This is a genomic window from Halobacterium noricense (genome assembly GCF_021233435.1).
GTDB lineage: Archaea > Halobacteriota > Halobacteria > Halobacteriales > Halobacteriaceae > Halobacterium > Halobacterium noricense.
In genome coordinates, this window is sequence record NZ_CP089469.1 from 109,806 (window position 1) to 135,939 (window position 26,134).

Annotated in this window: 24 protein-coding genes; 6 read left to right on the forward strand and 18 right to left on the reverse strand. The window is 57.8% G+C overall.

All coding sequences use genetic code 11. The features are described 5' to 3' along the window. Window positions 1–176: 176 nt before the first annotated feature. The 3 genes from LT974_RS16080 to LT974_RS16090 form a co-directional block, all read right to left on the reverse strand. Window positions 177–1,430, reverse strand: coding sequence for an RNA-guided endonuclease InsQ/TnpB family protein (locus tag LT974_RS16080; protein WP_232590624.1), 1,254 nt, complete (start codon window positions 1,428–1,430; stop codon window positions 177–179). A 526-nt stretch (window positions 1,431–1,956) separates the two neighbouring features. Then, on the reverse strand, window positions 1,957–2,382 hold the full coding sequence (locus tag LT974_RS16085) for a hypothetical protein (protein ID WP_232590626.1): 426 nt from the start codon (window positions 2,380–2,382) through the stop codon (window positions 1,957–1,959). A 2-nt stretch (window positions 2,383–2,384) separates the two neighbouring features. After that, window positions 2,385–3,245 carry a ParA family protein gene (locus LT974_RS16090; RefSeq protein ID WP_232590628.1) on the reverse strand — a complete coding sequence of 287 codons (861 nt, stop codon included), beginning with the start codon at window positions 3,243–3,245 and terminating at the stop codon, window positions 2,385–2,387. Between the two features lie 382 nt (window positions 3,246–3,627). On the opposite strand from LT974_RS16090, the gene LT974_RS16095 reads away from it, so the two are divergent. Both LT974_RS16095 and LT974_RS16100 read left to right on the forward strand, forming a co-directional pair. Then, a complete protein-coding gene (locus LT974_RS16095) occupies window positions 3,628–4,437 on the forward strand; it encodes a hypothetical protein (RefSeq protein WP_232590631.1) in 810 nt (269 codons plus the stop codon). 658 nt (window positions 4,438–5,095) lie between these two features. After that, window positions 5,096–5,980, forward strand: a complete 885-nt coding sequence (locus LT974_RS16100) for an IS1595 family transposase (RefSeq protein WP_059059168.1) — start codon at window positions 5,096–5,098, stop codon at window positions 5,978–5,980. A 475-nt stretch (window positions 5,981–6,455) separates the two neighbouring features. Here the strand turns inward: LT974_RS16100 and LT974_RS16105 are convergent, their stop codons facing one another. Both LT974_RS16105 and LT974_RS16110 read right to left on the reverse strand, forming a co-directional pair. Next, a complete protein-coding gene (locus LT974_RS16105; protein ID WP_232590634.1) occupies window positions 6,456–6,887 on the reverse strand; it encodes an exodeoxyribonuclease VII large subunit in 432 nt (143 codons plus the stop codon). Window positions 6,888–6,962: 75 nt separating this feature from the next. Further along, window positions 6,963–7,130 (reverse strand): DUF1931 domain-containing protein, encoded by a 168-nt coding sequence (locus tag LT974_RS16110; RefSeq protein WP_232590636.1) that lies wholly within the window; start codon window positions 7,128–7,130, stop codon window positions 6,963–6,965. 223 nt (window positions 7,131–7,353) lie between these two features. On the opposite strand from LT974_RS16110, the gene LT974_RS16115 reads away from it, so the two are divergent. Continuing rightward, on the forward strand, window positions 7,354–8,172 hold the full coding sequence (locus LT974_RS16115) for a hypothetical protein (RefSeq protein WP_232590638.1): 819 nt from the start codon (window positions 7,354–7,356) through the stop codon (window positions 8,170–8,172). 143 nt (window positions 8,173–8,315) lie between these two features. Continuing rightward, window positions 8,316–8,711, forward strand: a complete 396-nt coding sequence (locus tag LT974_RS16120; protein ID WP_232590641.1) for an SPW repeat domain-containing protein — start codon at window positions 8,316–8,318, stop codon at window positions 8,709–8,711. Between the two features lie 923 nt (window positions 8,712–9,634). On the opposite strand, the gene LT974_RS16125 is transcribed toward LT974_RS16120, so the two are convergent. The 5 genes from LT974_RS16125 to LT974_RS16145 form a co-directional block, all read right to left on the reverse strand. Beyond that, window positions 9,635–9,850 (reverse strand): hypothetical protein, encoded by a 216-nt coding sequence (locus LT974_RS16125; protein ID WP_232590643.1) that lies wholly within the window; start codon window positions 9,848–9,850, stop codon window positions 9,635–9,637. Between the two features lies 1 nt (window position 9,851). Next, window positions 9,852–11,042, reverse strand: coding sequence for an ABC transporter ATP-binding protein (locus tag LT974_RS16130; protein ID WP_232590645.1), 1,191 nt, complete (start codon window positions 11,040–11,042; stop codon window positions 9,852–9,854). Next, window positions 11,042–12,052, reverse strand: a complete 1,011-nt coding sequence (locus LT974_RS16135; protein WP_232590647.1) for a carbohydrate ABC transporter permease — start codon at window positions 12,050–12,052, stop codon at window positions 11,042–11,044. Before LT974_RS16135 ends, LT974_RS16130 begins: the two co-directional genes overlap by 1 nt. 1 nt (window position 12,053) lies before the next feature. After that, window positions 12,054–13,046 (reverse strand): carbohydrate ABC transporter permease, encoded by a 993-nt coding sequence (locus LT974_RS16140; RefSeq protein WP_232590649.1) that lies wholly within the window; start codon window positions 13,044–13,046, stop codon window positions 12,054–12,056. Window positions 13,047–13,117: 71 nt separating this feature from the next. After that, entirely contained in the window at window positions 13,118–14,596 is a 1,479-nt protein-coding gene (locus LT974_RS16145; protein WP_232590651.1) for an extracellular solute-binding protein, read from the reverse strand. A gap of 377 nt (window positions 14,597–14,973) precedes the next feature. Between LT974_RS16145 and LT974_RS16150 the strand changes: the two genes are divergently transcribed. Then, window positions 14,974–16,029, forward strand: coding sequence for a TrmB family transcriptional regulator (locus LT974_RS16150; RefSeq protein ID WP_232590653.1), 1,056 nt, complete (start codon window positions 14,974–14,976; stop codon window positions 16,027–16,029). A 270-nt stretch (window positions 16,030–16,299) separates the two neighbouring features. Here LT974_RS16150 and LT974_RS16155 read toward each other — a convergent pair whose 3' ends face one another. From LT974_RS16155 to LT974_RS16190, 8 genes are all read right to left on the reverse strand, one after another. Next, window positions 16,300–17,352, reverse strand: a complete 1,053-nt coding sequence (locus LT974_RS16155; protein WP_232590654.1) for a lactonase family protein — start codon at window positions 17,350–17,352, stop codon at window positions 16,300–16,302. 4 nt (window positions 17,353–17,356) lie between these two features. Continuing rightward, on the reverse strand, window positions 17,357–18,241 hold the full coding sequence (locus tag LT974_RS16160) for an NAD-dependent epimerase/dehydratase family protein (protein WP_232590655.1): 885 nt from the start codon (window positions 18,239–18,241) through the stop codon (window positions 17,357–17,359). A 32-nt stretch (window positions 18,242–18,273) separates the two neighbouring features. Further along, entirely contained in the window at window positions 18,274–19,218 is a 945-nt protein-coding gene (locus LT974_RS16165; protein ID WP_408611743.1) for a mannonate dehydratase, read from the reverse strand. 43 nt (window positions 19,219–19,261) lie between these two features. Beyond that, window positions 19,262–20,503: an AGE family epimerase/isomerase gene (locus tag LT974_RS16170; RefSeq protein WP_232590656.1), complete on the reverse strand. Its 1,242-nt coding sequence runs from the start codon at window positions 20,501–20,503 to the stop codon at window positions 19,262–19,264. Between the two features lie 150 nt (window positions 20,504–20,653). Then, window positions 20,654–21,619: an aldo/keto reductase gene (locus LT974_RS16175; RefSeq protein WP_232590657.1), complete on the reverse strand. Its 966-nt coding sequence runs from the start codon at window positions 21,617–21,619 to the stop codon at window positions 20,654–20,656. A gap of 127 nt (window positions 21,620–21,746) precedes the next feature. Then, a complete protein-coding gene (locus LT974_RS16180; RefSeq protein WP_232590658.1) occupies window positions 21,747–22,424 on the reverse strand; it encodes an IS6 family transposase in 678 nt (225 codons plus the stop codon). Between the two features lie 95 nt (window positions 22,425–22,519). Further along, entirely contained in the window at window positions 22,520–23,488 is a 969-nt protein-coding gene (locus LT974_RS16185; RefSeq protein WP_232590659.1) for a sugar phosphate isomerase/epimerase family protein, read from the reverse strand. A gap of 2 nt (window positions 23,489–23,490) precedes the next feature. Then, entirely contained in the window at window positions 23,491–24,561 is a 1,071-nt protein-coding gene (locus tag LT974_RS16190; protein ID WP_232590660.1) for a Gfo/Idh/MocA family protein, read from the reverse strand. Window positions 24,562–24,808: 247 nt separating this feature from the next. Here LT974_RS16190 and LT974_RS16195 point away from each other — a divergent pair, with 247 nt between their 5' ends. Next, window positions 24,809–26,065 (forward strand): RNA-guided endonuclease InsQ/TnpB family protein, encoded by a 1,257-nt coding sequence (locus LT974_RS16195; protein ID WP_232590661.1) that lies wholly within the window; start codon window positions 24,809–24,811, stop codon window positions 26,063–26,065. The last annotated feature ends 69 nt before the right edge of the window (window positions 26,066–26,134 follow it).

Sequence of the window (26,134 nt, forward strand, 5' to 3'; positions counted from 1 at the left end):
CACGGTACGTCCCACGTAGAGTAGCAGAGAAGGCAGCCCGCTTGTTCCTCGATGGCACTGCGATGCCGTTTGCGAGCTGGTAGAGAGTGCGACTACGTCCTCACTTCAACTTACGCCACTCCAATTGTTGACATCCTCCTCCGCCTGAAGGCGGAGGAATCCCAACGCTTGGGATATTAGGGTTTGCAGTCTCCGTGTTCTCTCGGTGTGAACCGGCCGCTCTCGCGGTCGAACAGGAAGACTCCGGGCTGTGCCAACCAGCCGTTACTCATATCCCCGGTTGGGAGACTCTGAGTTATCTTTCGCCGAATGTTTACCGCACCATTCACGTCTGCGTTCATCGTCGTCCCGCAGGACGAGCAGACGTACAGACCACGCTCCACACGATTCGAGTTACGAATCTGTCCGCAACACGAACATGTCTTCGAGGTGTTTTCCTCGTCTACGCGGTCAACGAGGATACCGTGTTCCTCGGCCTTGTATTCAAGCAGGTTCGTGAAGCGGTTGAACTCCCAGCCGTGGAGTTTCTTGTTCCCCGACGCCCCCCAATTCCGAGATTCTCCATCGTCGTCACGGATATCGCTGAGGTCGCCAACAGCTATCGTCTCCACGCCTGCTTCGACACACCGTTGGACAATGTGCTTCGAGAGCGTGTGGAGAAAATGGTCCTTGCGTCGAGAGAGTGACCGGCGAGCCCTTACTGCTCGCTTCGACGGGCCGTTCTGGCCTTCGGTCTGGTACTGTTCACGGGTGAAGTAGTGCTTGTCCTCTTTGAGCGTGTTCCCCGGATACAACTCCGAACGGCCGTCTTCGTAGTCGATAGCGAGGTAGTTGCTGATCCCGAGGTCGATACCCGCCGTCTTCTCGCCGGGTGCATCCTCGACGGGAATTGCTTTCTTGCAGACGAGGTGCAGTTCCCAACAGTCGCCGTTGTAGACGGCACGCACCTGCTGAATGTTCTCGACTACTACGTCGGGTCGGGTTTCGTACTCTGCGAGGATGAAGTCCGACCGACTCGCTTTCAGGTTGAAGCCTTTCGAGAGGCGAACCTGCCCGTGTTTGTCGTCGTGTTTGATGCCTTTCTGCTTCCACGTGACGGTCGAGCGCGGGTGGTCGTCGCCACGTTTCCGATATCCGGGTGGGTTGTTGCCGTCGTCGGAGTTGTACCAGCCGGTGAACGCTTCAGCAAGTTCTTCGAGAACTCGCTGACTTGACTGCGAATGGAGGTCACTGTAGCGTTCGTGGTCTTTCAACTCCGATTTGAGTTCGGCTTCGTCGGGGATCTCACCATCTTCGTCCCACCGGTCTTGAATGTAGTAGCGGCCGACATTCCACAGTTTTGATGCTGCGAACCCGCACTGGTCGAGATCGTCACGAACCTGGCTGTGGTTCGTAATGCGTGCGACGTAGGTGCGGGTTGTCTCCAGCATCGTACTGTTCATAACTAGTTATGGAATAGAGGATATTAAAGGCGATGTTTTGGCGTGGAATATCCGAACCTGTCGGAGTCAGTGGAACGTGTCACTGAGTGACGGCGCGTATCCACGGCCTGAAGTCCGTGGTATTGCGCCTGCTCCGCATATAATCTTAACCTTAGTATTCGCGTCCGATTTCGAGTTTCTTCATGGCCTTCTCAAATTCTTCGTCGTATCGCCGCGCGGGATCTCGGAGGTGGTCGCGAATCGACTCGGTCACGTTGACGGCTCGTCTTTGAGCTGCGAAGCAGTCACTAACGGCAGCAAGTAGTTCGACAGCCCTGCTTTCAGCCCGCCTTTCCTCAGGAGAAGCGTCGCAAAAGTCCTGCCAGAACAGTAAGACGAGCAAATCTTCTGCATCAGTACGCGATAACCGCTTGAAACGAAGTAGCGTACACTCTATCCTACGTCATAGAATCCAAACGCTTCTTCAGCCGCGTATTTTGGTTACTGAATTCGGTTACAGGTTACGTATACTGTTTCAGTAACCGCCAGTCTGATCTAGGGCCTTCTGCTGTTCAGCTTCTGTTGCATCCTCCCGCACTTCTGGGAGCGCCTCACGGAGCCCGACGCGCATCAGTAACCGAGCGAGGTCACTCTGCGAGACACCATCCTCCGTGTCGATATCTTCGTCAAGAACGGCGCCAAGTTTCTTGGCTGTCTCGCCAAGCTGTCTAACATCGTTGAGGCCGACGAGGAGTGCCTTCAGTTGCGCGTCGCGAAAGTTGATGTTTTCCGGTGACTCGCCGTCCTCGATGGCGACGAGAGCGTCCTTAATTGCGGCGACGCGGTCGGCAGCGGCGTCTTGGTCGTCTTCGGTGCTGGTTGCCTGTGAGGTGTGGCGCTTCTGCTCTTTCGCTGCTTGGAGCGCTTCCTCGGCGTCGACATTGGATTGCTGGTCGGACATGATTACTGGAGTTTGAGGTGATCGAGCAGGGTGGTGGTGTTCGTTCGGTACGCTTCGCGAGCGCGCTTGCCCGTCTGGTACAGCTCGTCGTCGTCTGCTGCGAACAACGTTCGGCCCTCAGCCTGGAGGTTTCCAATATTCTGGCTGTCTGCAACCGGGTCGCCGGCGATGTCGGGATAGGTTTCCTCAAGGTCGTCGACAAACTCGCCGGACTGCTTCGTTGCTCCAGAAATCATCGTCGGGATGACCATCGAGAGGTGTGGGTGGACGTCGTGGGCGTCAAGGACGTCCCCGAGGTCCTCACGGATCGCTTCGAGGTCGTCGCGAAGGCTGTCGAGTTGGTCGCGCTCGAACGCACCCGGACAAAGCGGTGTGACGACGTGTTCGGCAGCGAAGATGCCGTTAAGCGCGATGTTGTCTTCTTTGCCGGGCAAGTCCAGGACGACGAGGTCGTAGCGGTCTGCGAGCTGTTCGCTGATGAACGAGTCGAGTTTCAGATAGCGTTGCTCGACGGGGACAGAGGCAAGGTTATTGTCGGCGCCGCTAATGCCGGTGTCCGCGGGAATCAGGTCCGGGCCTTCACCAGTAGCGTAGACCATGCGGTCGACGATATCCGGGATGTTGTCGACGATAAACTCCCAGTCGTCGCCGAAGACTGCGGAGATCGGTGCGTCAGGGTCTTCGACGTCGTCGACGATGCCGAACTGTGTGGCGAGGTCGTTCTGGGTGCCGGCGAGGTCCAAGAGAACGACATCGAGGTCGTGGTCGGTGGCAGCAGCTGTAGCGACATGGGCTGCGGAGGTTGTTTTTCCGACGCCTCCTTTTTGGACGTAGAAGGCGGCGCGTGCTGTATCACGATTCACGGTTACAGTAACCGTAACCACGTTACATAAAGTTTCGTCAGACACTCAGTATCCACCGCTGACCGCGAAGCGACAGTGATGCCGCTCGGTGGAAAGGTACCGCGCGCCGCTGAAGTGGTCGTAGGTGTGGAGCGCACCAAGGACGTGTATCAGAGACACGGGGCGTGGCTATTGATCCGTGTGAGGATGCTAATGGCTCTCCCTCGATTCTCAAGGATACACGAACGTCTGAGACGAAGGAGCCAGTCAAACAGACAAAGCGGCTGCTGGCTGTAACCAGTAACCGTAATCAGTAACCATAGTGCGTGACTGTTGATTCGGTGGTTACAGGGACGTGAAACAGAACCCTCAATAAATCGGGGAATCATCGGTAAAATAGCCTGTGCGCCCGTTTAATGCCGGTGACTCGGAATACACCCGCTCTATCGCTATCGACGCCAGCACTATTGACGGGATAACAGTCACGACGGCAGTTCTCTCGGAGCGTGATGACGAACTCTCCGTTCTTGATAGTATCTACGAAGCAGCGGAGGGTCACGAGTTCCGGCCGTTTCAGGACAAATCTCATCGTCTCGACTACGAGGGGAGTATTGACTTCTTCGAGACGGTCACCAATCAGAATAAGGACCGAGTGATCGCGACCTCGCACTTGGGACGGGACGGTTCGAACCCAGAGCGTGTCGAAGCAGTTCAGTCGGCCGTATTAGTGAATGAGCTGGCTGTTGACGACACGCTCGTTATTCTCGATGGTGCTGCCGATAAGGCGGATCGGTTTGGGCGCGCGTACTACGGGATCTCTGAAAATGTTCCACCGGTCGTGACCTGCATTCAATCAGAATACTACTATCCTGCTTCGCTCCTTGCGGACGTTTCCGCGAATCATCTTGCCCGGCAGATCGACCATCCTCGACACTGCTCAGCGGTTGATCCCGAAGCGCCCCAGACGAAGGAAGACTTCAACGACCGGTGGGGTAGTGCGTATAATTCTCTGTTCACCAATTCTAATCCGGTCGAAGTAGAGCCGATAACGCAGCGCCGCGCTGAGTCGGTCGCAAGCCGAGTGAACTGCTGGTATCGAGGCTGGATGGGGGGCGGAGAGCCTGACGAATTCAACCGGTCACTACGACCAGTTGCAGAGTACGCCCGGCGTCAAGGCTACGACAAGCTGGCATCGCGGCTATTGGAGATTTAGAAGCAAGGTGGGATTGCTGCACCCACGTCCATCTTCAACGCCCGTCGGCTTGCGCCTCAAGGCTTGCGGGTCATGGTCATGCAGCCTCCACGCGGCACCTTCCGCGCTCACCTAGAACACACTCCCACGCTCATATAGAGCTTTTGGAGAAACGCTCGACGTAACCAGTAACCGTAACCAGTAACCAGACTAACCTCTCTGCATTCGTCGCATGGGCCCTTGACATCCTCCTCCGCGTTCACGCAGAGGAATCCCGAGCGGTGAGAGTTTCAGGTTTGCAGTCCCACCGAACCCCGACACGGTAAGAATCCGTGTGGGGTTCACGGACTGAGTGGGTGGGAGTGCCAAGCCCCCGGTACTCCTATCCTCGGTCAGATCGGGACTCCCAGGGTTGTTTTTGCCTCAAGGGAGTCCCCCAGACTTCGACGGACTCGGAGTTACTTTTCGTGGTGCGTACAGCAGTCCGGCACAGCGCTGGTTCATTATAGGAACCAGCCGTTCACCAGACTGATTCCGGATACTGTCGTCCGAGAGACGCGGTTTCTCGTGATCACGAAAATCAGTGATCGCTCTTGGGTAGAGGATTGTTGGTCAGTTCTCAGCAATAGCTGGAAGTCACAGCAGGCAAGGGTGACGCAACCGCGTCACCCGACGAACAATGATGCCAATCAAGACGTTCGTCTCGGAGCGTCGCGCCGCGAATCTGCTGGCACAGATTCGCTGGCGTGACGGCGTCTATTGCCCGCGCTGCCGTGACGAATCTGTGATTCGGTACGGCAGCTATCGCGTGTTTCAACGGTATCTGTGTAAGGATTGCGACCGGACGTTCAACGATCAAACTGGCACCGTCTTCGAACACTCGGCGGTCGCACTCAGAAAATGGTTTCTCGCCGTCTACACCTACATCCGCATGAACACGAGCGTCAGGCAGCTAGACGCAGAGATCGACGTTTCCTACAAGACGGTCTACCGGCGCGTCCAGCGCTTCTTGCGAGCGCTGGACGCGCCTCGACCACACCTCAAAGGCCCCGTTGAGATCGACGAATTCTACGTGAAAGCGGGTCTCAAGGGCCGCGAGCGCGACCAACCGTCGCGCTCGCGTGGCCTGTCCACGCGCGGGCGTGGAACATACGCTGAGGACAAGCTCCCTGTGTTTGTTCTCGCAGATCGTGGCACCGGTGAACGGCACGTGATCCCAGCGAAAGCCGCAACCGAATCACGGATTCGACTCCTCCTGGCTGCCCGCCAGCAGGAGTCGTTAACCGTCTACACAGACGGGTTTCGGGCGTACGACCCACTTGACGAGGACGACGCATTCACCCGTCAATACGTCGTCCACGGTGACGGCGAGTACGTCGATGGAGCCGTTCACGTGAACACCTGCGAGAGCCACGCGTCGCTGGCGCGACGGTGGCTCTCGCCGCATCGAGGCATCTCGAAAGACAGACTCACACCGTATCTCCGAGCGTTTCAGCTCCGCCGTGAAGTATTCCGAAAACCGGGGAAAGAAGCGCTCAAAACCACCCTCGAAACTGCGCTATGACTCACCAACAATCTCCGCCACAAGAGCGCACTCTATTATATCGATCCACATCGAGCCGACGAGCTAAAACAGCGACTTGTATCGCTCGATTCAGCCGTTCAACGCTTCGAGGCGGCACCCGACGACGCCTACGCCAAGCAGGGCTGGGAACAGGAAGTCTCCAGTATCGATCGAGGTGAAAGAACCGAGCCGACAAGCGAGCACTCCAAAACTGCAGAAGAACGAGCACAAGCCCTTATCGCAGATATCGAAGACCGCCGCGCAGAGAAATAATCTCAACGGCGTGGTCCATTCGGCGTTGAATATCTGGTCTCCTTACGATCCCCCTCCTTATCCCGACAAGAGCGAGAGTTGAATTAGTAGATACCGTTCGTAACGGACGTCGGTGCCGACAGCCTTGGAATGGTCGTGCTCTGGATGTCGTACCGGGCGTCCCCTCGGAGGGAAGTGACGACGCCACCCCGCTCTGAGAACGCTAATGGTTGTCGTCGCCGAACCAGCCACGCTCTTCGAGTTCGCTTCGCAGTCGCTCGACTGCAGCAGCCTTGTCGCCGTCGCCGACGACGATCACCTCCCACGGTTTGAGGCCGATTTTCCCACCTTCGACCCAGTAGTCGATATCGCCCTCGAGGATGACTTCGGTCCTGTCCTCGAGGTCGGCGTCCATCTCCCGGTAACGGTTCGCCCAGATCATACAGGGGAGCTCGGCGTCGCCGTCGGTGAGCGTGAAGTAGAGCGCCGTACTGTTCTTGTGGAGGCCAGTGACCTCCCCGATACAGCGGACGCCGTTGAGGGCAGGCGTGTCCTGGACGACCGACGCGATCCGGTCGTTCAGCTGGGATACGCTAAGGACCTCTCTCGCATCGGGTTCGACCGCCTCCCATTCGGTATCCGATGCGTCCGCCATCTCCGTTTCCTAACTTCTGAGCACGAACCCCAAAAAGCTACGTTCGAGTGTTGGGGTTGGCTGCGTTACACAGACCTACAGGTCGCGAGGCTGGACCGTCTTCCGGTTGTTCGCTTCGGCACGGTCGGCGGCGTCATTGAGCAGTTCAGCGACTTCCCCGTTGAGGGCGTCGTAGAAATCGGCCGAGACGTTGTGCTCCGAAAGTTCGTCCTTCACGGCTGCTTTGACGATTAGGTCAGACATTCTATCACGGAGTTCTCTTGTCCACTATATAAGGGTTCAAAGCTTTTCGCGAGGGATTCTGACCATTTTATTTCCGAACTCCGTATCGAACGTTCTCCCGGCTACGAAAGGGGGATTCGGTGGCTCTCCAGTACCTTCGCCGCATTCTTGCAGGCCCGGCCGCTGTTGCGTTCCTGAACGTCCGAATGACAAGGTTAAAACGGACCGATAGACAATACCTCCCATGAGTGCGCTTTCCGGTCTTCGGAACCCGGCGTACACGGGGGAAAACCGGTGTCTCCCCTGTACCGTTCTTAACCTCGTGCTGGTCGCCGTGCTCGTGGTCCCGATCCTGCGTTTCCTCGGACTGCCGGCTGCGACGCTCGTTGCCGCCATCGGCGCAGGCGTCGTCTGGGTACGAGGCTACCTCGTTCCATACACGCCACGGATTGCACCTGAATTGGTCGCGCTGTCGCCGCTTCCGGGCCACTGGTTCAAGAAGCAGGTCGGCGGCGGGTCAATTTCGGGCGACGAGCCGGCTGGAGAGGAGGTCTTCGAGGCGCTCGTCGCTGCCGGCGTTGTCCGACTTGACGAGGAGGCCGTGTTGATGGACTCAGACTTCGAGTCCGAATGGCACGTGGAGATGTCCTCACTCGCCTCACAATCGCTAGACGAATTGGCCGCCGCAGCGGAGGGTATCTCGGGTGTCGAGAGTGCTCGACCTCTTCGCTCGGAGGGGAAGCGCTGGTTCGTCGTGAACAAGCGCCACTCGCTGGTCCCGTATCCGATACTCCTTGCGGAAGTCGGGGCAGTTCGTGCGCTTCCGCCGTCAGTACCCGACGGGTCGGTTCAACTCACCTCGGCACGGATGCTCCGACAATTCCTCGAAACGTGTCCCGTCTGTGAGGCCGACCTCGTCCGGTCCTTGACGACCGGCTGTTGTGGCTCTCCGAAGAACGCGTCGGAAATGCGAGTCTGTACGGTCTGCGGACATCGGCTGTTCACCATCCCCGAACCCGAGTCGGCTGATCCGCCTGCCGACGCTGAACCGGCCTCCGTGTGAGACTGTCCTACACTACTGTCTATTGCCACTATCGGATACGGTCTGTTCCGAACGCGGATGTGCACGGCCCTCAAACCGGCTGGTTCACACAGTATTGTACTATTGGAAAACACTTTTACCAGCATCCATGCAATACAATACCAATGAAACGAGTCGTGAAGTGGGCCGCTGTGCTCGGAACGATCGCAAGCCTCTGGACAGCCGTCTCGCCCACGTTCTGGCAACCCGACCACGTCCAAGTACTTACCAACGTCCTGTTAGGCGAGTTCGCGGCGCTCGCGCTCGCACATACCGCCTATCGGCTTGCCTCCGAACAGCAACCCTCCATACGGTTCTCCCTCGCGGCGACTGCGCTTGGCGTGCTGATCGCAGCCTCGCCGCTGACGTTCGGGCTCGTTACAGGGCTCACCACGAGCAACATAGTCTCCGGCGGTCTGATCGCTGTAACCGGTCTTACGGCCGCTTTCATCACGTTCCGTAGATCGAAGGAACGGAACCTTCCGAACGCGCTGGCGGCCGACGAGGCACCTGCGGCCTAAGGCCCGACTGCTTTTCCCGCCCCCAATCGTTCGGTTCCCTCTCCCTCCGGAACGAGTCGAAGACACGGGGGCGACTTCGATTTGCTCGAAGTGGAAGTGCAATTCCGACACGGCATCCGTACACGAACGTCCTCGTCGGGAATATTCACCGTCTCGTGCCCCAAATGCCAACGTTTTTCTTCTTGACGGCGTCGACCATCTTGGAACGCTTCTGCGTTGGGGACCACGATGCGCTTGCGACACGGACGTATCCGCCAAGTGCCATCGATGTCCTCCCAATTCATATGCTGGAGCGGCGTACTCCCATGTAATCCGATGAAATGCGTCCGATTCTCGGTGCGCTACCCGGACACCTCGTCCACTCCATTACACCGGGTCGCGGGGAAGATCTTCGTTCCACGGGTGGTGATGCTCACATAGAGGCTGACCTAGATGCGACGGCATTACTCTGGTAGGACAATGACCGCGAGGTCACCGAAGCCTTCGGTTTGCTCCGTTCGAGCAACTTCGCCGTGACTCAGCTGGGGGCGCTTTCCTTCTGTCGGTCGTCTTCTACGGGGCGGTACGATTCGAGTCGGAGAACACACAGTGTGCTGAAATGTTTCACGACGGTCTTATCGAATTGAGGGATATCCGATGTTGATCGCGTCCAGTCGTTCGGTGGACGACTTATCGAGGCTCACCGAGCGTCAGCGCGCCCCTATACACCGGACTCGACGCAGGCTACTACGACATGTCCCACGTGGTGAAGTTTTCACGGGCGTAATCGCGGACCTTGACTACCCGACGAGCACGGCAGGAGAGTTGCTCCGCAAGGCGGAGGCGAAGTAAAGAAGAGGCACGCAAACAAACGAAAGAACTCTATTCTCGGCGGGACGGACCGAAACGCTGTCGCCGCTCGCGAGTACCAAAGAAAGGCGAGTTCAGTACAGCTGTTTCTCGCGCTCCTCGCGCTCATCCTGCTCCTTTTCTTCCTCTTCTTCCTCTTTGATCCGCTGCCGCCCGCGCCAATACTGGCGTATCCCGGGGATGATCTTGTTCTTCAGGTCGAGGCCGAAAGAGACGATGCCATAGGTCCAGAAGAAGAAGAGGACCACCATCGCGCTCCAGTAGACGAACGCCAGCGTTTCCGTCGCCATGTCAGTCGTTGCTCTCCCCCCGCGACCCGACGGGACTCTTGGTCTCGGGAACGGTGTCAACGCCGTGGAGGAGTGCGTCACCCGTCTCGGCGTCGAAGAGGTGGACCTTGCTTCGGTCAAGGACTACCTCTATCTCCTCGTCTTGGTCGATCCCCTCGTTAGGGTCGACGCTCATGAGCAACTGGTCACTTGTCGCTGTCTCCTGTGCCATCGACGTCTCGCCATTGCCGAGGAGCAGGTAGGCGAATACCTCGTCGCCCATCGGTTCGAGGACGTCCGTGGTGACTTGGATGCGCCCCGAAGGGTTTGCCAGTGACTCAGTCTGGTAGGCGGGGTAGACGTTCTCCGGACGGATACCGACGGTCACGTCGTCCCCTATTTCCACCTCTTCGAAGGCGGCGGAGTCAAGGTCGAAGTCGAGGTCGAAGTACTCCGTGACGATTGCGCGTTCAGTTATTTCACCCTCCACGAAGTTCATCGACGGCGAGCCGATGAAGCCAGCGACGAACCGGTTGACGGGTTCGTTGTAACAGACCAATGGAGGGTCTATCTGCTGGAGCTGACCAGTATCGAGGACGGCGATGCGATCGGCCATTGTCATCGCCTCCGCCTGGTCATGAGTGACGTAGATAATTGTTGTGTCCAACTGCTTGTGGAGGCGCTGGAGCTCTGTACGCATGTGTACCCGGAGCTTCGCGTCCAGATTGGCGAGCGGCTCGTCCATCAGAAACACGTCCGGCTCTCGGACAATGGCCCGCGCGATGGCGACACGCTGGCGCTGTCCGCCGGACATTTCGTCGGGCATCCGGTCGAGCATCCCCTCGAGCTGGACTACATCGGCCGCGCGCTCGACCCGGCGATCGACCTCCTCTTTGGGATAGTCCCGGAGCCGGAGCCCGAAGCTGATGTTGTCGTAGACATCCATGTGCGGGAAGAGAGCGATATTCTGGAACACCATCGCCACACCCCGGTCCTTCGGCGGAAGGTTTGTCACGTCCCGGGTTCCGATGGTCACCGTCCCCTCGCTTGGGGTAGTGAGCCCCGCGACCATCTCCATCGTTGTCGACTTCCCACATCCTGAGGGACCAACGAGACAAATGAACTCTCCATCGTCGATGTCGAGGTTCATGTCGTCGACGGCGATGACATCCTCGTAACGTTTCGTGATGCGATCTAGTTTAAGTTCTGCCATTATTCTTTGAGTGCGCCTGCAGTCAGTCCGCTTACGATGCGTTCCTGTGCGACGATGACGAGTATCACGACGGGGAGGACCCCGATGATGCTCGCCGCTGCCATGAGGTTGTACTGCGTCGCGTACTGTGTCTGATAGCTGAGGATACCGCCAACAAGTGGCGACCAGTTGGCTGCCTGTGGGGAGGTGGCCATGATAGAGCTGAAGAAGTACTCGTTGTACACCGAGATGAAAGTGAGGATCGCGGCCGTCGCGACCCCCGGTGCCGAGAGGGGCATGATAACGCGGAATAGCGCACCGAGCCGTGTGGTCCCCTCAATACGTGCGGCGTCCTCGAGCCCGTCGGGGATTTGGGCGTAGAAGGTCGTGAGGATGAAGATTGAAAGGGGTAAGAACAGCGCGCTGAACGGCATTACCATTGACCCTGGCGTATTCAACAGCCGCGGCGGCGTGAACACTGGAATTTCGGTGAACGGTAGCGTCACCGGCACATTTCCCGTGAACGCCTCGAAGAGGGGGATTACGAATGCCGCTGGCGGGAAGTAACTGATCGCCAGGATCGCAAGCATCAGCGCTCCCCGACCGGGGAACTCCAGCCGGCCGAAAGCGTAGCCGGCGAGACTAGCGATGACGAGGACGATGAGCGTTGTTGTGATGGCAAGCGTAAAGCTGTTCAACACAAACAGGTGGAACGGAACCTGCTGGAACACCTCCACGAAGGCCTCCACATTAAACCCCTTCGGTATGGGCAGCGGGAACGTCACCGAACTCCCCATCAACTGGATCTCAGGCAGGAAGCTTCCCGCTAGAAGCCGTCCTTCCGGCGTCAGGGTTAATACCAGTAGCCAGTAGAAGGGGAATAACGTTGTCACCCCAAAGAAGGCTGTGGCAACGTAGAACAGCGCGCGGTATACACGATTTGGGTTCCGTATCGCCCGCTGTGTCCACCGGGCGAGCGGCCCGTCATCCTCGGCCGTTTCCTGTCTGTCCGTGTCGTGCTCGGTTGCCATCTTAGATTCCCTCCTTGTACTGTTGGTAGATGATCACCGTCACTGCAATACCGATGATAGCCGCGGTGACGAACGCGATGGTCGCCGACGTTCCCTGTCGGGTGAGAAACGTCGAGACAACCATACAAGACAGCGATGGTACAACCTCACAGCCCGCCACCGAGTCGATGAGACCGTACACTTTCAACGCACCCACCATCCGGAAGAGGACGGCAACACCGACCGTCGGCAGGATGAGCGGCAGGGTGATCATCCGGAACTGCTGCCATTTCGAGGCCCCAGCGACCTTCGCAACGTCGTAGAGGCTCCGGTCGATGCTCTGTAGCCCAGCGAGGATGAGTAGCGCCATGAATGCCGATGTCTTCCAGATATCGGCGACGATGACGATGAACAGTGCGCTCTGTGGGTCGTTGAGCGTGTTGGTTGCGGAGAGGATCCCGAGGTCGGCGAGTGGTCCGACTGCGAACCCGACGTTCGGGTGGAACATCAGGTAGAACATGATCCCCTGAATGACGACCGGCACGGCCCACGGGATGATGATGGCCGCGCGCACCCAGCGCCGGCCGAAGAAGTCCTGGTCAAGGATGAGTGCCTGCCCCATCCCAATCACCGTCTCAAAGGTAACGGTAACACCAGCGAACAGAACTGTCACAACGAGTGCGCTTGATATCATTCCCGGGATGCTGAACTCGCTCGGAAGGAATGTCGTTGTCCCCGGGAGCCAACGGTTCTTCTCCCCGGTGAACAGCTCAATGTAGTTGTCGAACCCAACGAACGTCTGGGACGCCTGGTCGATCGTTGTCTCGTACAGCGACAGCTCGAAGGTCCGCAACAGCGGGTAAAACGCGACGGCTCCGAGGATGACGAAGACGGGTACCAATAGCAAGTAGGCGTACTGGGTGTCGCTGAGGTTCTCAACCCGCCGAGTCAACGTGACAAGTGGTCCGGAGCGTTTCGACTCGCGCGAGCGGTCTGTAGCTGTCCCTGAGCTCATGCGTTCGTCCTTAAGCGTAGCGTAATATCACTGTGCATAGTAGTGTGTCAAAAAGGATGCGTTTCCGAGAGTTATCCCTCGATGTCTTCCAGCTCGGACTGCAACGTTGTCATCCCCTCGGCAGCGGAGACGTTCTGGGCGACGACCCGGTTGGCCTGCTCAGCGATGACGCTCGACTGGTCGCTCCAGACGGAGGTGACGGGCCGGGCCATCGTGTTCTCACCGGCTACGCGGAGGGTATCGAGGTACTGACCCGTCGGATCGACGTTCTGCGCCTGGTCGGAGTTGAACAGCTCGCTTCGCGGGGGGAGCCACCCCTCAATCTCGAAGAGGGAGAGCTGGACTTCCGGCACCATCGTGGCCTCCATCACCTGACGGACAGCATCCAATTTTTCGCTGTTCGGGTTGGCAGTTACGTGCCAGCCGCCAAGCGCGGAGGTACTACCGCCGGTGCCCTGGAACTCAGCCTCACTCTCGGAGACGGCGTAGGGAATCGGCATCGTACCGACGTTCTCCACTCCGAGCTCATTCGCGCTCTGGGCAATCGCGTAGGGCCAGTTTCGGTGGAAGAGGGAGTCCCCGTTCGTGAACGGCGCCAGTGAGGCGTCCTCAATCCAGCCGAGGATCTCTGTGGGAGCGAAGCCGCCACCGTACTCGGAGAGGTGGTCATATTCCTCGTCGTGGACGAACTTCCGCATCATTTGCAGGGAGTTGATGACGGGATCCGAGTCGACCGTCACGGGCCTTTCGCCAACAGGACCGAACAGGTTGTCCCGACCACCGAAGTACGCCCCGCCCCACGAGGAAAGGACTTCGTTGAACGTACAACAGGCGGTGCCCGCGTAGATGTCCCACTGCGTGGTAAAGCCGTACTCAACATCAGAGTTAGCCGTAACTTCCTCGGCGATGTTCGACCAGCGCTGCCACGTCATTGGCTCGGTCGCCCAGTTTTCGCCCTCGGGGTCGTAGCCCGCCTCCTCAATGAGGTCCTTTCGGTAGAGCATCACCGGGTAGTCTGGATAGAGCGGGACGCCATAGAGGTCGCCGCTCTGGGGAGCAATAGCTGTGTCGGTGAACCCGCTGAAGTATTCCTCGTCAATAGTCGTCAGCGCATCATCGCTGAGTAGTTCCGAGAGGTTGGCAACCTGGCCCCGCTGGATGAAGATATTCACCCAGCCGTTGTCCATCATGAACATGTCGGGGGATGCCTCTCCGGCACTCAGAAGCCGGTTGTAGTTCGCCCGCCGCCCACCGGTGTCCTCCTGGCCGCCCTCCAGTTCGATCTCGATGTCGTCCGAGAGCCCCCCCTCGTTATGGAGGAGATCGCTGAACTCCTCGCCATGGTCGTTTGCGAAAGTCGCGTCAAAGCCCCACGTAACCGTCGTAGTCGACCCCGAATTATTCGATCCGTTAGGGTTGCTGTTCCCGCCCAACACGCCTGCACAGCCGGCGAGTCCAGCTGCCATGCCGGTTGCTCCGGCGCCCGCAACAAAGCGGCGCCGGGAGACTGACGTTTCATCCTGTCCACTACCTGTGCCGTGTGGTGGCATAAAACGTTCATCATTGTATGAGTACTTATATCTTATGAACGTGGGTTTTGATATAACAAAACGGTTTTACCGACAAACGAAACCAAGAGAAGGCGGCGGAACAAGAGATCCAAATCAGTTAGATAATTGTGAACTCAGGCCAGAGTTAACTCTCGTTTGGTGGTGCTGACGCTCGCCAGGGAACGTATTCGGATCGGTTCGTGGCCGTAATGCAGTCGTGTTTTAGAAACGGATCTCTGCTCACCGATGGTGATGGGGCGGATCGTACGAGGCTTTTCGAGGCTACCTCACCGGCGAGATTGACGTGGTCGTCATCCCGATACACTGCCCGCAGCGCTCAGACAAGTTTATCCGTCGGATTCGCTAATAATACCGCGATGGACGCCGACGACGTTGTCGACGAACTTACCGACTTCGGCCTCTCCGAGAAGGAGGCGCTCGCCTACGTGACAATCCTCCAGAACGGCTCCACGCGGACTCGAGTCGTCAGCGAGGAGGCCGACATCTCGAAGAGCTACACCTACGACATCGTCGAAAAACTCGCTAACCGTGAACTCATCCAGATTGACGATCATGTTGTTCCCACACAACTGCGCGCAGTCCCACCTTCCGAGGGTATCGCTAACCTTGTCGGTCGGCTCCACACGATCGAATCGGAATTGGAGAGCTTCTTCGACTCGGAGAACTACGAGCGCCAGCGCTTCCGGATCATCAAGTCCCGGCAGACGATCCTAACGAGCCTGACCGACCTCATTGACGATGCAGAATCCGAGATAGCTCTCTCACTGCCCGCATCGGCGCTCAACAAGGTCGAAGGCTCACTACGTCGGGCACAGGAGCGCGACGTGTTCTGTGTACTCCTAGTCACGGAGCACGACGGCGAGGTACCTATCGACGACGATATCGCCGACGTCATCCAGACGTGGTCCCCGCCCGCGCCGCTCACCCTCGTGGTGGACCTATCCGAGGGTATCGCCGCCTCTGAGCGTGCCGTCCTAAACTCCAATTCCGACAAATACGCTATCTACCACGCCGAGGAACGCATCGCTTCTATCCTCTCCGATTCCTTCATCGCGAACTACTGGCCGATGGGCGAACAGATCTACGTCGACGACCCCTCCCCGCTCCCGAAGACCTACGACAGCTTCCGCCACGTGGTCTTTGATGCGACGCTCCATCTCCGTGCTGGCCAAGAACTTCCCGTGGAGATAGAGGCCCGCCCAACACACACACGGGAACCGTACGAGACAATTCGAGGCACCGTCGTCGACACAGTTCAAAGTCTCGTCCGTCCGTACTCCGAAGGGTTCTCAGGTAAGCTTTCAATGGTCGTCGACACTGGCAACGAACGTCTCACGGTGGGTGGTCCGGGCGCCTTTATTGAGGAATACGAGGCCAACATTGTCACGCTCGAACCTACGTCCGATCCGTAAACCTGGCACGATAGATAGCTGATTCATACAGCGCCCTGAATCTGTGTACCACCTAACCACGAGGGATTCATTGTTGCTTAACTAAGCGGGTGACAAGTCTCGTAGAGATGGGCGGCGAACACCCTATTGGATGTAAAGCGATCGGTTTCGGGTAATCGGTCACTCACAACAGAACCGTCTGTTCGCCATTTATATCTGAATGCTACCGCATTAGCAATTCTGGGCGCTCTCCTTACGATCAACGAGATTGACGTGCTTACCGAGCAAATCTTAGACGAACCGCAGACACGTCGGTGTGCCCGTTTTTGTTCGAGGATTTTCTCGTCGCAATTCCTCGGCTCTATCGTCGAACACGAACGGCACCACGTCATTGCTGTGCTGGTGGCAAATGAAAATCCAATCGCCGTCCGGATGGACTGCGAAGTTCCGAGGCCACCGTCCGGTAGTCGGCGTGACTGCCAGTCGGACTACTTCGCGTGGGGCTGCTCGGACCTTGAACGTCGCAATAGAATCGTGGCCGCGGTTCGATGCGAATAGGTAGTTGCCGGACGGGTGGACGTGTACGTCGGCGGCGATGGTGTCTGACGCGTCGATCCCGTCCGGAAGCGTAGACTGAATTTGTATAATTGTCGGCTGCCGAGGGTCGCTGATATCGACAACCGAAAGAGTCGAGGTAAGTTCGTTCACTAGGTATCCAACAGACTCCGTTGGATGCACGTCAAAGTGACGCGGACCGGACCCCGGCCGACAATCGATCTCTGCGTTCGGGATTGGACGGAGCCGGTCGTCGGCTCGATCGAGTTCGTATACAACGACCTGGTCAGTTCCTAAGTCTGGAACGTAGACGATCGAATCGGTTATAAATCGGGTCGAGTGCGGATGTGGCGAGGCCTGACGGTCGTCGTCCGGGCCAGATCCCTCGTGACGCACCAACTCCAACGGTCCGTTGAGGGTTCCATCCGCCTTCAGGGATAGCAACGCAACGGAACCACCCGCATAGTGAGCAACGACTGCGTACTCGCCACGTGGCCCAATCTCGACGTGACAAGGGCTGGCGTCGCCCGTCTCCGTTCGATCGAGACGGTCGAATCGGCCATTCGTAGGGTCAACTCGGTAGCTTACTGCTGACCCCGCTTCACACTCATTGATGGCTACGAAAACCGGTTCGGACGGATAAACATCGAGGAATGATGGATTGTTCTCGTTGACCACGTCGCACTGTTCAAGCGACCCATCCTCGACTCGGAACGATGTGAGCCCGCCCTCACTAGCTTCGGTGTACGAGCCGACGACCGCGAAGTCGCTGTCTGACCTATCAGCCATGTGGTTACAGATCACGCCAAGAGTGCTGTGGCTCCCATCCGAGCAGCTCTTCGGCCTTCGAAAGATCAAAGAGTGTTTCGTGGCCTTCGGGTGTGTCACGTACTGCTGCATCTGGGTAGAATTCTTCGACAAGCTCACTTGTTGTCGCGTTCGCAGTCGTGTCGCCCGCGACCGCCCAGAACGTCTCGTGTCCTTCAAATTCAGCTTCAACCGCCTTCCTAGCAATCGATGTAGCGTCCGCCATCGCGAGGTACGAGAAGAGTACTTCCCGGCCGGTGGCCGGGTGTACGTCATCCAGAATGTCAAGCGACCGATCAGGTTCAACGAATGACTCCTGCATCTCCTCGTCGGTCACCACCCACGGATACCGGAGCGACGAAATCGTCAAATCTATCGAAGGACGCCGTCCGAATCCATCCGCAGTCACTTCCATTGCGTGTTTCGCGATTCCGTACGGGTCGTCCGGCGCCCGCGAGTGATCTTCATCAACCGGGATGTAGCGTACATCGGCCGGGCGTTCTTGATGTTCGCTGCCTATCGCGTTAATACTTGATGCGAGACAGACCGCCTCTAGCCCGAGCGAATCCGCGGCTTCAAGTACGTGCGCAGCGGACAGAACGTTGCTTTCGTACACCCGGAAATCGGGATTGCTGTACGGGTTCGGAATCGTCCCCATGTGAACAACTGCGTCCGCGTCGTACTTTGCGAGCGCACCGTACGTCTCGCCTGCATCCAAGAGGTCCGCCGTGACGTAGCGGTCCGAGACTTCCTCGCGGCGTTTCCCGCGTGAGATGTTCACTGTCTCGTATCCCTGTTCGCCGAGGTGTTCGAGGATTGCTGACCCGATTTTGCCGTTACCGCCTGTCACAGCTATCGTGTTGAGCGTCATGTTCTCTGTAATCTCTGTGGTCGTCAGTTGAACTACTCTAGCAATCCTTTGATGTAACCAATCGCGAACAGCCGACCCATATCTGTGTAGCCAGCCATTGCGTCGTCACGGTCTTGTTCGCCTACCATCCGTGGGACATGGTCGGGACGAATCGCCCCATCGAAGCCAACCTCCTGGTACGCCTCGATAGCTTCCTTCATATCCGTTGGCCCCCCATCATGCCACGTCTCCACGAAGTTCTGCTCGTCGCCCTCAACATCACGGAAGTGAACGAAGTGGATCCGGTCACCGAACTCGCGGATTGCCTCAATTGTGTCTCCTTCCATCGCCGAGAAGTTCCCCTGACAGAATGTAACTCCGTGTCGATTGCTGTCATGGAGATTGAGGATGCGTCGGTAGTCGTCGTAGGACTTGACGATTCGAGGAACCCCCCGCACGGGCGATGTTGGCGGGTCGTCGGGATGGAGCGCGAGATTCACGTTGTACTCCTCTGCGACGGGGATAATCTCGTCAAGAAAGTACTCTAGGTTTTCCCAGAGTTCCGCCTCGGTAATGTCAGCGGCCTCGTGGTCGGGGGCACGCTCCATCCACTCGTGGTCGTAGCCGATCCGCTGGGAGCCTCCACGCCCCGGCAGCGAGTCCGAGGTGCGAATCACACCGAGCGGGTTCTCGGTCCACACCCAGCAGTACGTGTCAATCCCGAGCCGCCCCATATTCTCGATGAGTGTCTTGACGGTCTCAATCTCCGCGTCGCGACCCTCCTTTCCGAGGACAGTCTTCCCCATTGGGGGACGATCTTCAACGACGTCGAGCGAGAACCCGTGGTCCGAGAACCGAGTGACGGTGCGCTGGAGCGTGTCGTACTCCCACCAGTTGTCGACGCCCCAGAAGCGGACGACAGCCGTGTCTACACCGAGTTGTTTCGCGATCTTCCACCGGCGGTCGGGCCGCGGCGGCAGCATGACGGTTGGCTTCATCTCGTATTGGTCAGTCATTTGTATTTAATGTCGTGAGGTTCAGTTATCGGTCTGCGCGTTCCTGTGTAGAGCGCCAGCACTCATAGAAGGCGCTTACGGGATGGTAGTCCGGCTCGACACCCGGTGGACCGGGGGCGACGAGGTCGTTACCATCATCGGCTGGGAGACGTTTCTCGTACCAAAGACTGGCAGGGCCGCGGTAGCTGTCAGTACACGCAAGGACTCGACTGTTCCACTCATCAAGACGGTTGGCCTCCTTGTCGTTGTCGTGCGCAGCCGCTCGCTCAGCAATTGCTGCGGAGGCACCAAGGGCTTCTGCCAGCACCCATCCGTATTGGTCGGTAACAATAGGTGTTCCATCGGCTTTGTGTGTATAGACGAAGCCATCCCCAGTCCAGCCGTTATTGACAGCTACCTCGAATAGTTCTAGCGCACGGGAATACCAGCCGCCCTCAGGTGCGTTTTCGTCGCCATTAGTATCGGCCTCGGTCATGCCGTCGTATCGATCGAGTAGCGCAAGGAATTTTGCCCACTCGACGTGGTGGCCGGGCTGGTATCCTGGGGGCCGAAACTGGTGATGGGGTTCGTCGCCGTTGTATTCGAAGTCGTGGGTCCAGTCGTCGGTATAGTGTTCCCACAGCAACCCATCCGTCTCCGCTGCGAGGTCGACTGTAATTGTACGTGCGATATGACGTGCTCGATTTAAATACTCGTTTTCGTCGGTCGCCTCGTAGGCGGCGAGATACGCCTCGCAGGCGTGCATGTTCGCGTTCTGGCCACGGTAGGCCTCCTGCTCGGTCCAGTCCGGGTTACAGTCACTTCGGAGCAGGCCGGTATCGTCGTGGAACCGTTCCTCGATCAGCTCGTGGATAGCTGCAAGGCCGTCCTCGGCGCCATCAATCCCAGCCTCGGTAGCACGTGCGTACGCAAGGAGAACAAAGGCATGGCCGTACGCCGAGCGGGTTCGGTCGAGTGGCGTTCCATCGGCGTCGACGAGCAAGTGATAGCCCCCTCCGTTGTCACGGTGTTCTTTCTCAAGGAATGCCAGCCCGTGTTTGGCAACGTCGAGGCACCAGTCCGGGCCGCCAACGATTGCACCGACTGCGAAGTTCGCGACTGAGCGACACGTTGCTACGAGGTGTCTGCGGTGGTCCGTATATGGCTCCCCAGATGTTGGGTGTAACAACCGGAATCCCCGTTCTGCGAGTACGTCTGGATACTGTACCCGGAGCGTTGCGAGCAGTCGGGCGCGATGCGCGGTTGCGTGGCGGTTACTTTCTTTCATACGAGATGATTAGATCGAACTCGAACTACGTTCCTCCTTCGATGAATTCTCGTCAAGCAAGCATCCTTAATTGATTCGTTGATGGCTATTTTAACCGTTTTGAAACGCGCCTGAATAAATTGCTGAAAGGGCGTTGAATGCGCTAAGGGGCTACTCGTGGCCCGAAATACGCACCGTCTCGTAAGGCTCTTCGAGGTACTCGATATCGGATTTAGAGAGGTTGATATCGAGGGCTTCGACCGCGTCTTCGAGGTGTTCGATGCTGGAGGTCCCGACAATAGGGGCGTCGGTGTACTCATTCTCGAAGTGCCAGGCCAACGCGATCTGGGCCATCGTCACGCCGTACTCTTCGGCGAGTTCCTGGACGCGTTCGTTGATCTCGATTCCGTTACCCTCCATGTACGGCCGGCCGACTTCGGCCTCATGTTCACCGCGAATCGTCTCTGAGATCTCCTCGTGTTGCCGCGTGAGGTAGCCGGCGCCTAGCGGGCTCCAGGGGATGACGCCCACGTTCCACCGCTCGCAGACGGGGTACATCTCGCGTTCCTCTTCTCGGTAGGCGAGATTGTAGAGATCCTGCATTGTCTCGAAGCGGGCTAGCCCCTCACGCTCGCTGATCTGCAGCGCGCGCTGGAACTGGTGGGCCCACATAGATGAGGCCCCGATATGGCGGACTTTGCCGCGCCGGACAGCGTCATCTAAGGCTCGTAGCGTCGTCTCGATGGGCGTATCGTAGTCCCATCGGTGGACTTGGTAGAGGTCCACCGTCTCCATCCCCAGTCGGTCCAGCGAGTGCGCCAGTTCCTGCTCGATGGCCTTTCGGGAGAGGCCCTGCCTGTTGGGACTGTCGCCCATCTCGCCGAAGACCTTTGTGGCGACGACCTGCTCGTCACGATCGTACTCGGCAAGCACATCCCCAAGGATCTCCTCGCTTTCGCCCGCCGAGTAGACGTTAGCCGTGTCGAAGAAGTTCACTCCCAGTTCGATGGCTCGTTCGATTAGTTCCGCCGATTCCTCACGGTTGAGCATCCACTCGTGACCGCTCCCGAAGCTCATACACCCAAGACAGATCTTCGAGACCTCCATACCGGTTGATTTCAGTGTCGTGTACTCCATATTAGAAGGTTACAGCATTACCACATAAATACCACGGGAGGTGGGTAGAAGTCTCCGTGGACTCTCTACTAACGAATCCCTATTTGCACCTCCCCCTGATTTTGATTTACGAACTAGAAGGCACTGTCTAGTTTAGCACCTTGTCATCTGGCGTTCGATTACCAAGCGATTGATGCGGTCTGAGGCGGTTGTAGTAATGCGAAAATAACGCAAGCCATTGGCGAACGCTCTGCCGACTGCCCACCCACGAGTTGTGGAAACGGTCAAGTCGCATCTTGAGTGTGTGAAACCATTTTTCGATGAGGTTTCGGTCGGTATAGTAAACCCGACCGTTCAATCCTAATCGAGCAATGGCAGTCCGATAGCCGAACTGATCGACGAGAAACGTGGTGTCCGAAAGATCGTGTTTCTCCGCCAGCCCAGACAGGAACGCAGCCGCCGGATCCGTGCCATGGCGTCCGAACAACGCAACGTCAAGAATGAGCTTCGTATCAAGGTCTATTGCAGCGTACAACCAAGACCACTCGCCGTTGATTTTGACAGCGGTTTCGTCAACCGCGACCCGCGACGGCGAAGCCGTCGGCGGGTCGGGAACGCTGTCAGCCAGCCGATGTACCCACTGCCAAACAGCTTGGTGAGAGCGTTCAACGCCTGATTCCGCGAGAATCGTTGTTGTCTCTCTGAGCGAACAACCGGTCGCATGAAGCCGGACAGCAAACGTCCTGACGGGCGTTGCTGTCCGCTCACGCTCCCAAGTTTCTTCTAAATCCGCCGCAAAGCACTTGCTGAGCAGGTCTGCGAGCATCTGAACCAACTAACTCAACGACCTGCTCACTTCTCAAACTGACTTAACTAGACAGTGCCTCATGGTGTGTGGTGTCTGTGTCTTGGTGATTTGTTCTATTCGGCCCAATAGGCGTCGCCGGGTTTGGTTTCAAAAACGGCACGAGAAAGGACATCGATGGCCTTTTCGAGGCCTTCGCGAGCGCTGGTGAGTGAATCCTCATGTTCAATAGAGAGGGCGCCGTCGTAGCCGACCATACGCAACGTGGAGACGACATCCTTCCAATGGCTCTCATCGTGGCCGTAACCGATGGAACGGAACAACCACGCCCGATTGGGTTCGTCGGTGTAGTCGGTAGTATCGAGAACACCCTTCTCGCGGGTGTTAGCGTCGTAGATTTTGGTGTCCTTAGCGTGGACGTGGTGGATGGCGTCTGTCTCGCCAAGGAGGCGGATAGCGGTCGTAATATCGATTCCCTGCCAGTAGAGGTGGGAGGGGTCGAAGTTGGCCCCAATATGGTCGTTGGTCGCCTCCCGGAGGCGGAGCATACCGTGAGGCTCGTAGACGAGCATGTTGGGGTGCATCTCGATAGCGACATTCACGTCGTGGGCCGCCGCGTGGTCAGCGAGATCGGTCCAGTACTCTGTCGCTACGTCCCATTGGTACTCGTGAGCGTCGGCGTGTTCGCTTGGCCAGGGTGCGGTAATCCAGTTTGGCACCTCATCGTCGGGACCGCCGGCGGGCAGACCCGAAAAACAGGTGACTGTGTTTACCTCGAGTTGCGCTGCGAGTTCGATGGCCTCACGAAGTTCCGTATCGGCCTGGCTCGCGCGCTCCTCGTTGGGGTGAAGCGGGTTGTTGTGTGTCGCGAGTGCCGAAATGCGGAAGTCGTGCTCTTCGAGCAGGTCGTGGAGGTTCTGCTGGGCGGCCTCGTCGTTGAGGTAGTCCTCGCGTGGGAGGTGGTCGTCACCGGGGAAGCCGCCACAGCCTAGTTCAACAGTGCCCACTCCCTGGCTAGAGAGGTAGTCGAGGGCATCATCGAGCGGTTCATCGCCGAGCGGAACGGTGAGTACGCCGACGTCCATGGTTACAGTTGAATCGCGTGCCCCTTCTCGTCGGAGCGGTAGATAGCGTCGATGACGCGCTGTACTTCCAGTGCTTGGTCGACTGTGTTTCGCTTGGGAACTTCGCCAGACCGTACGATATCGAAGAAGTACTCCTGCTCGCGCTCGTGTGTGTCCTCCTCACGGGTCTGGATGTCGGTGTTGCTGAAGTGGTTCGCACCGATATCGTTTACCTCATGGATGGTGAGGTCACCGCTCTCGCGGTCGAAAGTGGCACCCCCCTCGGTGCCCTGGATGACGAAGTCGTTGTTCGGGGGGCGGTTGCTCGCCCACGCCACTTCGATGGATACCGACTGGCCTGCAGCGGTGCGGATGAACGCTGTCGCATGGTCGTCGACAGTGAACTCAATCTTCTCTTCGTCCTCTCCCCACATCTCGAGGTAGGTGTAGTCCTCGCGGCCGCCAAACTCTGAGCGTGTCTCGCCGGAGACCTCGGTGATCTCGGGGAAGTCGAGGAAGTGGAGTGCGAGGTCGATAGCGTGGACACCGATGTCGAGAAGGGCACCGCCACCGGAGATCTCCTTCGTCGTGAACCAACCGCCACGACCGGGGATGCCTCGCTGTCGGACGTAGTTTGCTTCGACGTGCGTGATGTTGCCGAAGCGGCCGTCCTCTTGGTAGGTCTTGAATACCTCGGCACCAGGGTTGAAGCGGTTGTTGAACCCAACCACACAGAAGCTATCGGCTTTGTGCGCCGCATCTACGATGCGTTCAGCGCTCTCCAGCGTGTTTGCGAGCGGCTTCTCCAGCAGCACGTCGACACCTGACTCTAGAGCCTCAATGGCATACTGTTCGTGGAACTTATTCGGTGTTGTGATGAGGACAGCGTCGATACCTGCTTCGTACAATTCCTCGTAGGTGCCGAACGTCGGGACATTGTACTCATCCTCGAAGCGCTGACGCGCCTCATCAGCGACGTCAACGCCGCCAACGAGAGTTTCCCCGAGGTCTGTGATACGCTCTGCATGATGATGTCCAATGCCACCAAGACCCACAATACCGACGCGGACTGGGTTCTGTAGTTGACTACTCATATTCTAGATTAACTTCGAACCGGGTTGTAATCCTTTCCCTTCCAAGCAGGGTACCAAGAGAGCGAGAGGCACGTGCCACTCTGGATGAGGCTTATACGCGGAGCAGGCGCAATACCACGGCGTTCAGGCCGTGGATACGCGCCGTCACTCAGTGACACCTTCCACCGATACCGACAGGGCTGGATATTCCACGCCAAACACAGCCTTTAATATACTCTATTCCATAACTAGTTATGAACACAGTACGATGCTGGAGACAACCCGCACCTACGTCGCACGCATCACGAACCACAGTCAGGTTCGTGACGATCTCGACCAGTGCGGGTTCTCAGCCTCGAAACTGTGGAATGTCGGACGCTACTACATCCAACAACGGTGGGATGAAGACGGTGAGATACCCGATGAAGCCGAACTGAAATCGGAGTTGAAAGACCACGAACGCTATAGTGACCTGCATTCGCAGTCAAGTCAGCGAGTTCTCGAAGAGCTTGCTGAATCGTTCACCGGCTGGTACAACTCCGACGACGGCAACAACCCACCGGGATACCGGAAACGTGGCGACCGACACCCACGCTCCACCGTGACGTGGAAACAGAAAGGCATCAAACACGACGATAAACACAGTCAACTCCGCCTCTCGAAAGGATGGAACCTGAAAGACGGACGGTCGGACTTCATCCTCGCGGAATACGAAACCCGACCCGACGTACAGGTGGAGAACATCCAGCAGGTGCGTGCCGTCTACAACGGCGACCGCTGGGAACTCCACCTCGTCTGCAAGAAAGAAATCCCAGTCGAGGACGCACCCGACGACAAGACGGCGGGGATTGACCTCGGTATCAGCAACTACCTTGCCATCGACTACGAGGACGGCCCTTCAGAGTTGTATCCGGGGAACACGCTGAAAGAAGACAAGCACTACTTCACCCGCGAGGAGTACCAGACTGAAGGCGAGAACGGGCCGTCGAAGCGGGCGTTGAAGACCCGTCGGAAACTCTCCCGGCGCAAAGACCACTTCCTCCATACGCTCTCGAAAAACATTATTCAACGGTGTGTCGAAGAAGGCGTGGAGAAGATCGCGGTAGGTGACCTTAGCGACATCCGCGAAGACGAGAATGGCGATTCGCGGAACTGGGGTGCGTCGGGGAACAAGAAACTCCACGGGTGGGAGTTCGACCGCTTCGTCCGTCTCCTTGAATACAAGGCCGAGGAATACGGCATCCTCGTTGACCGTGTGGACGAGGAGAATACGTCGAAGACGTGTTCGTGTTGCGGGCAGATTCGGGATACGAACCGTGTGGAGCGTGGGCTGTACGTCTGTTCGTCGTGCGAGACGACGATGAACGCGGACGTCAATGGTGCAGTAAATATCCGGAGAAAGATAACTCAGAGTCCCCCGACAGGGGATATGAGTAACGGCTGGTTGGCACAGCCCGGAGTCTTCCTGTTCGACCGCGAGAGCGGACGGTTCACACCGAGAGAACAGGGAGACTACAAACCGTAATATCCCAACGCTCGGGATTCCTCCGCCTTCAGGCGGAGGAGGATGTCAACACCGACTACGAACCCGTCA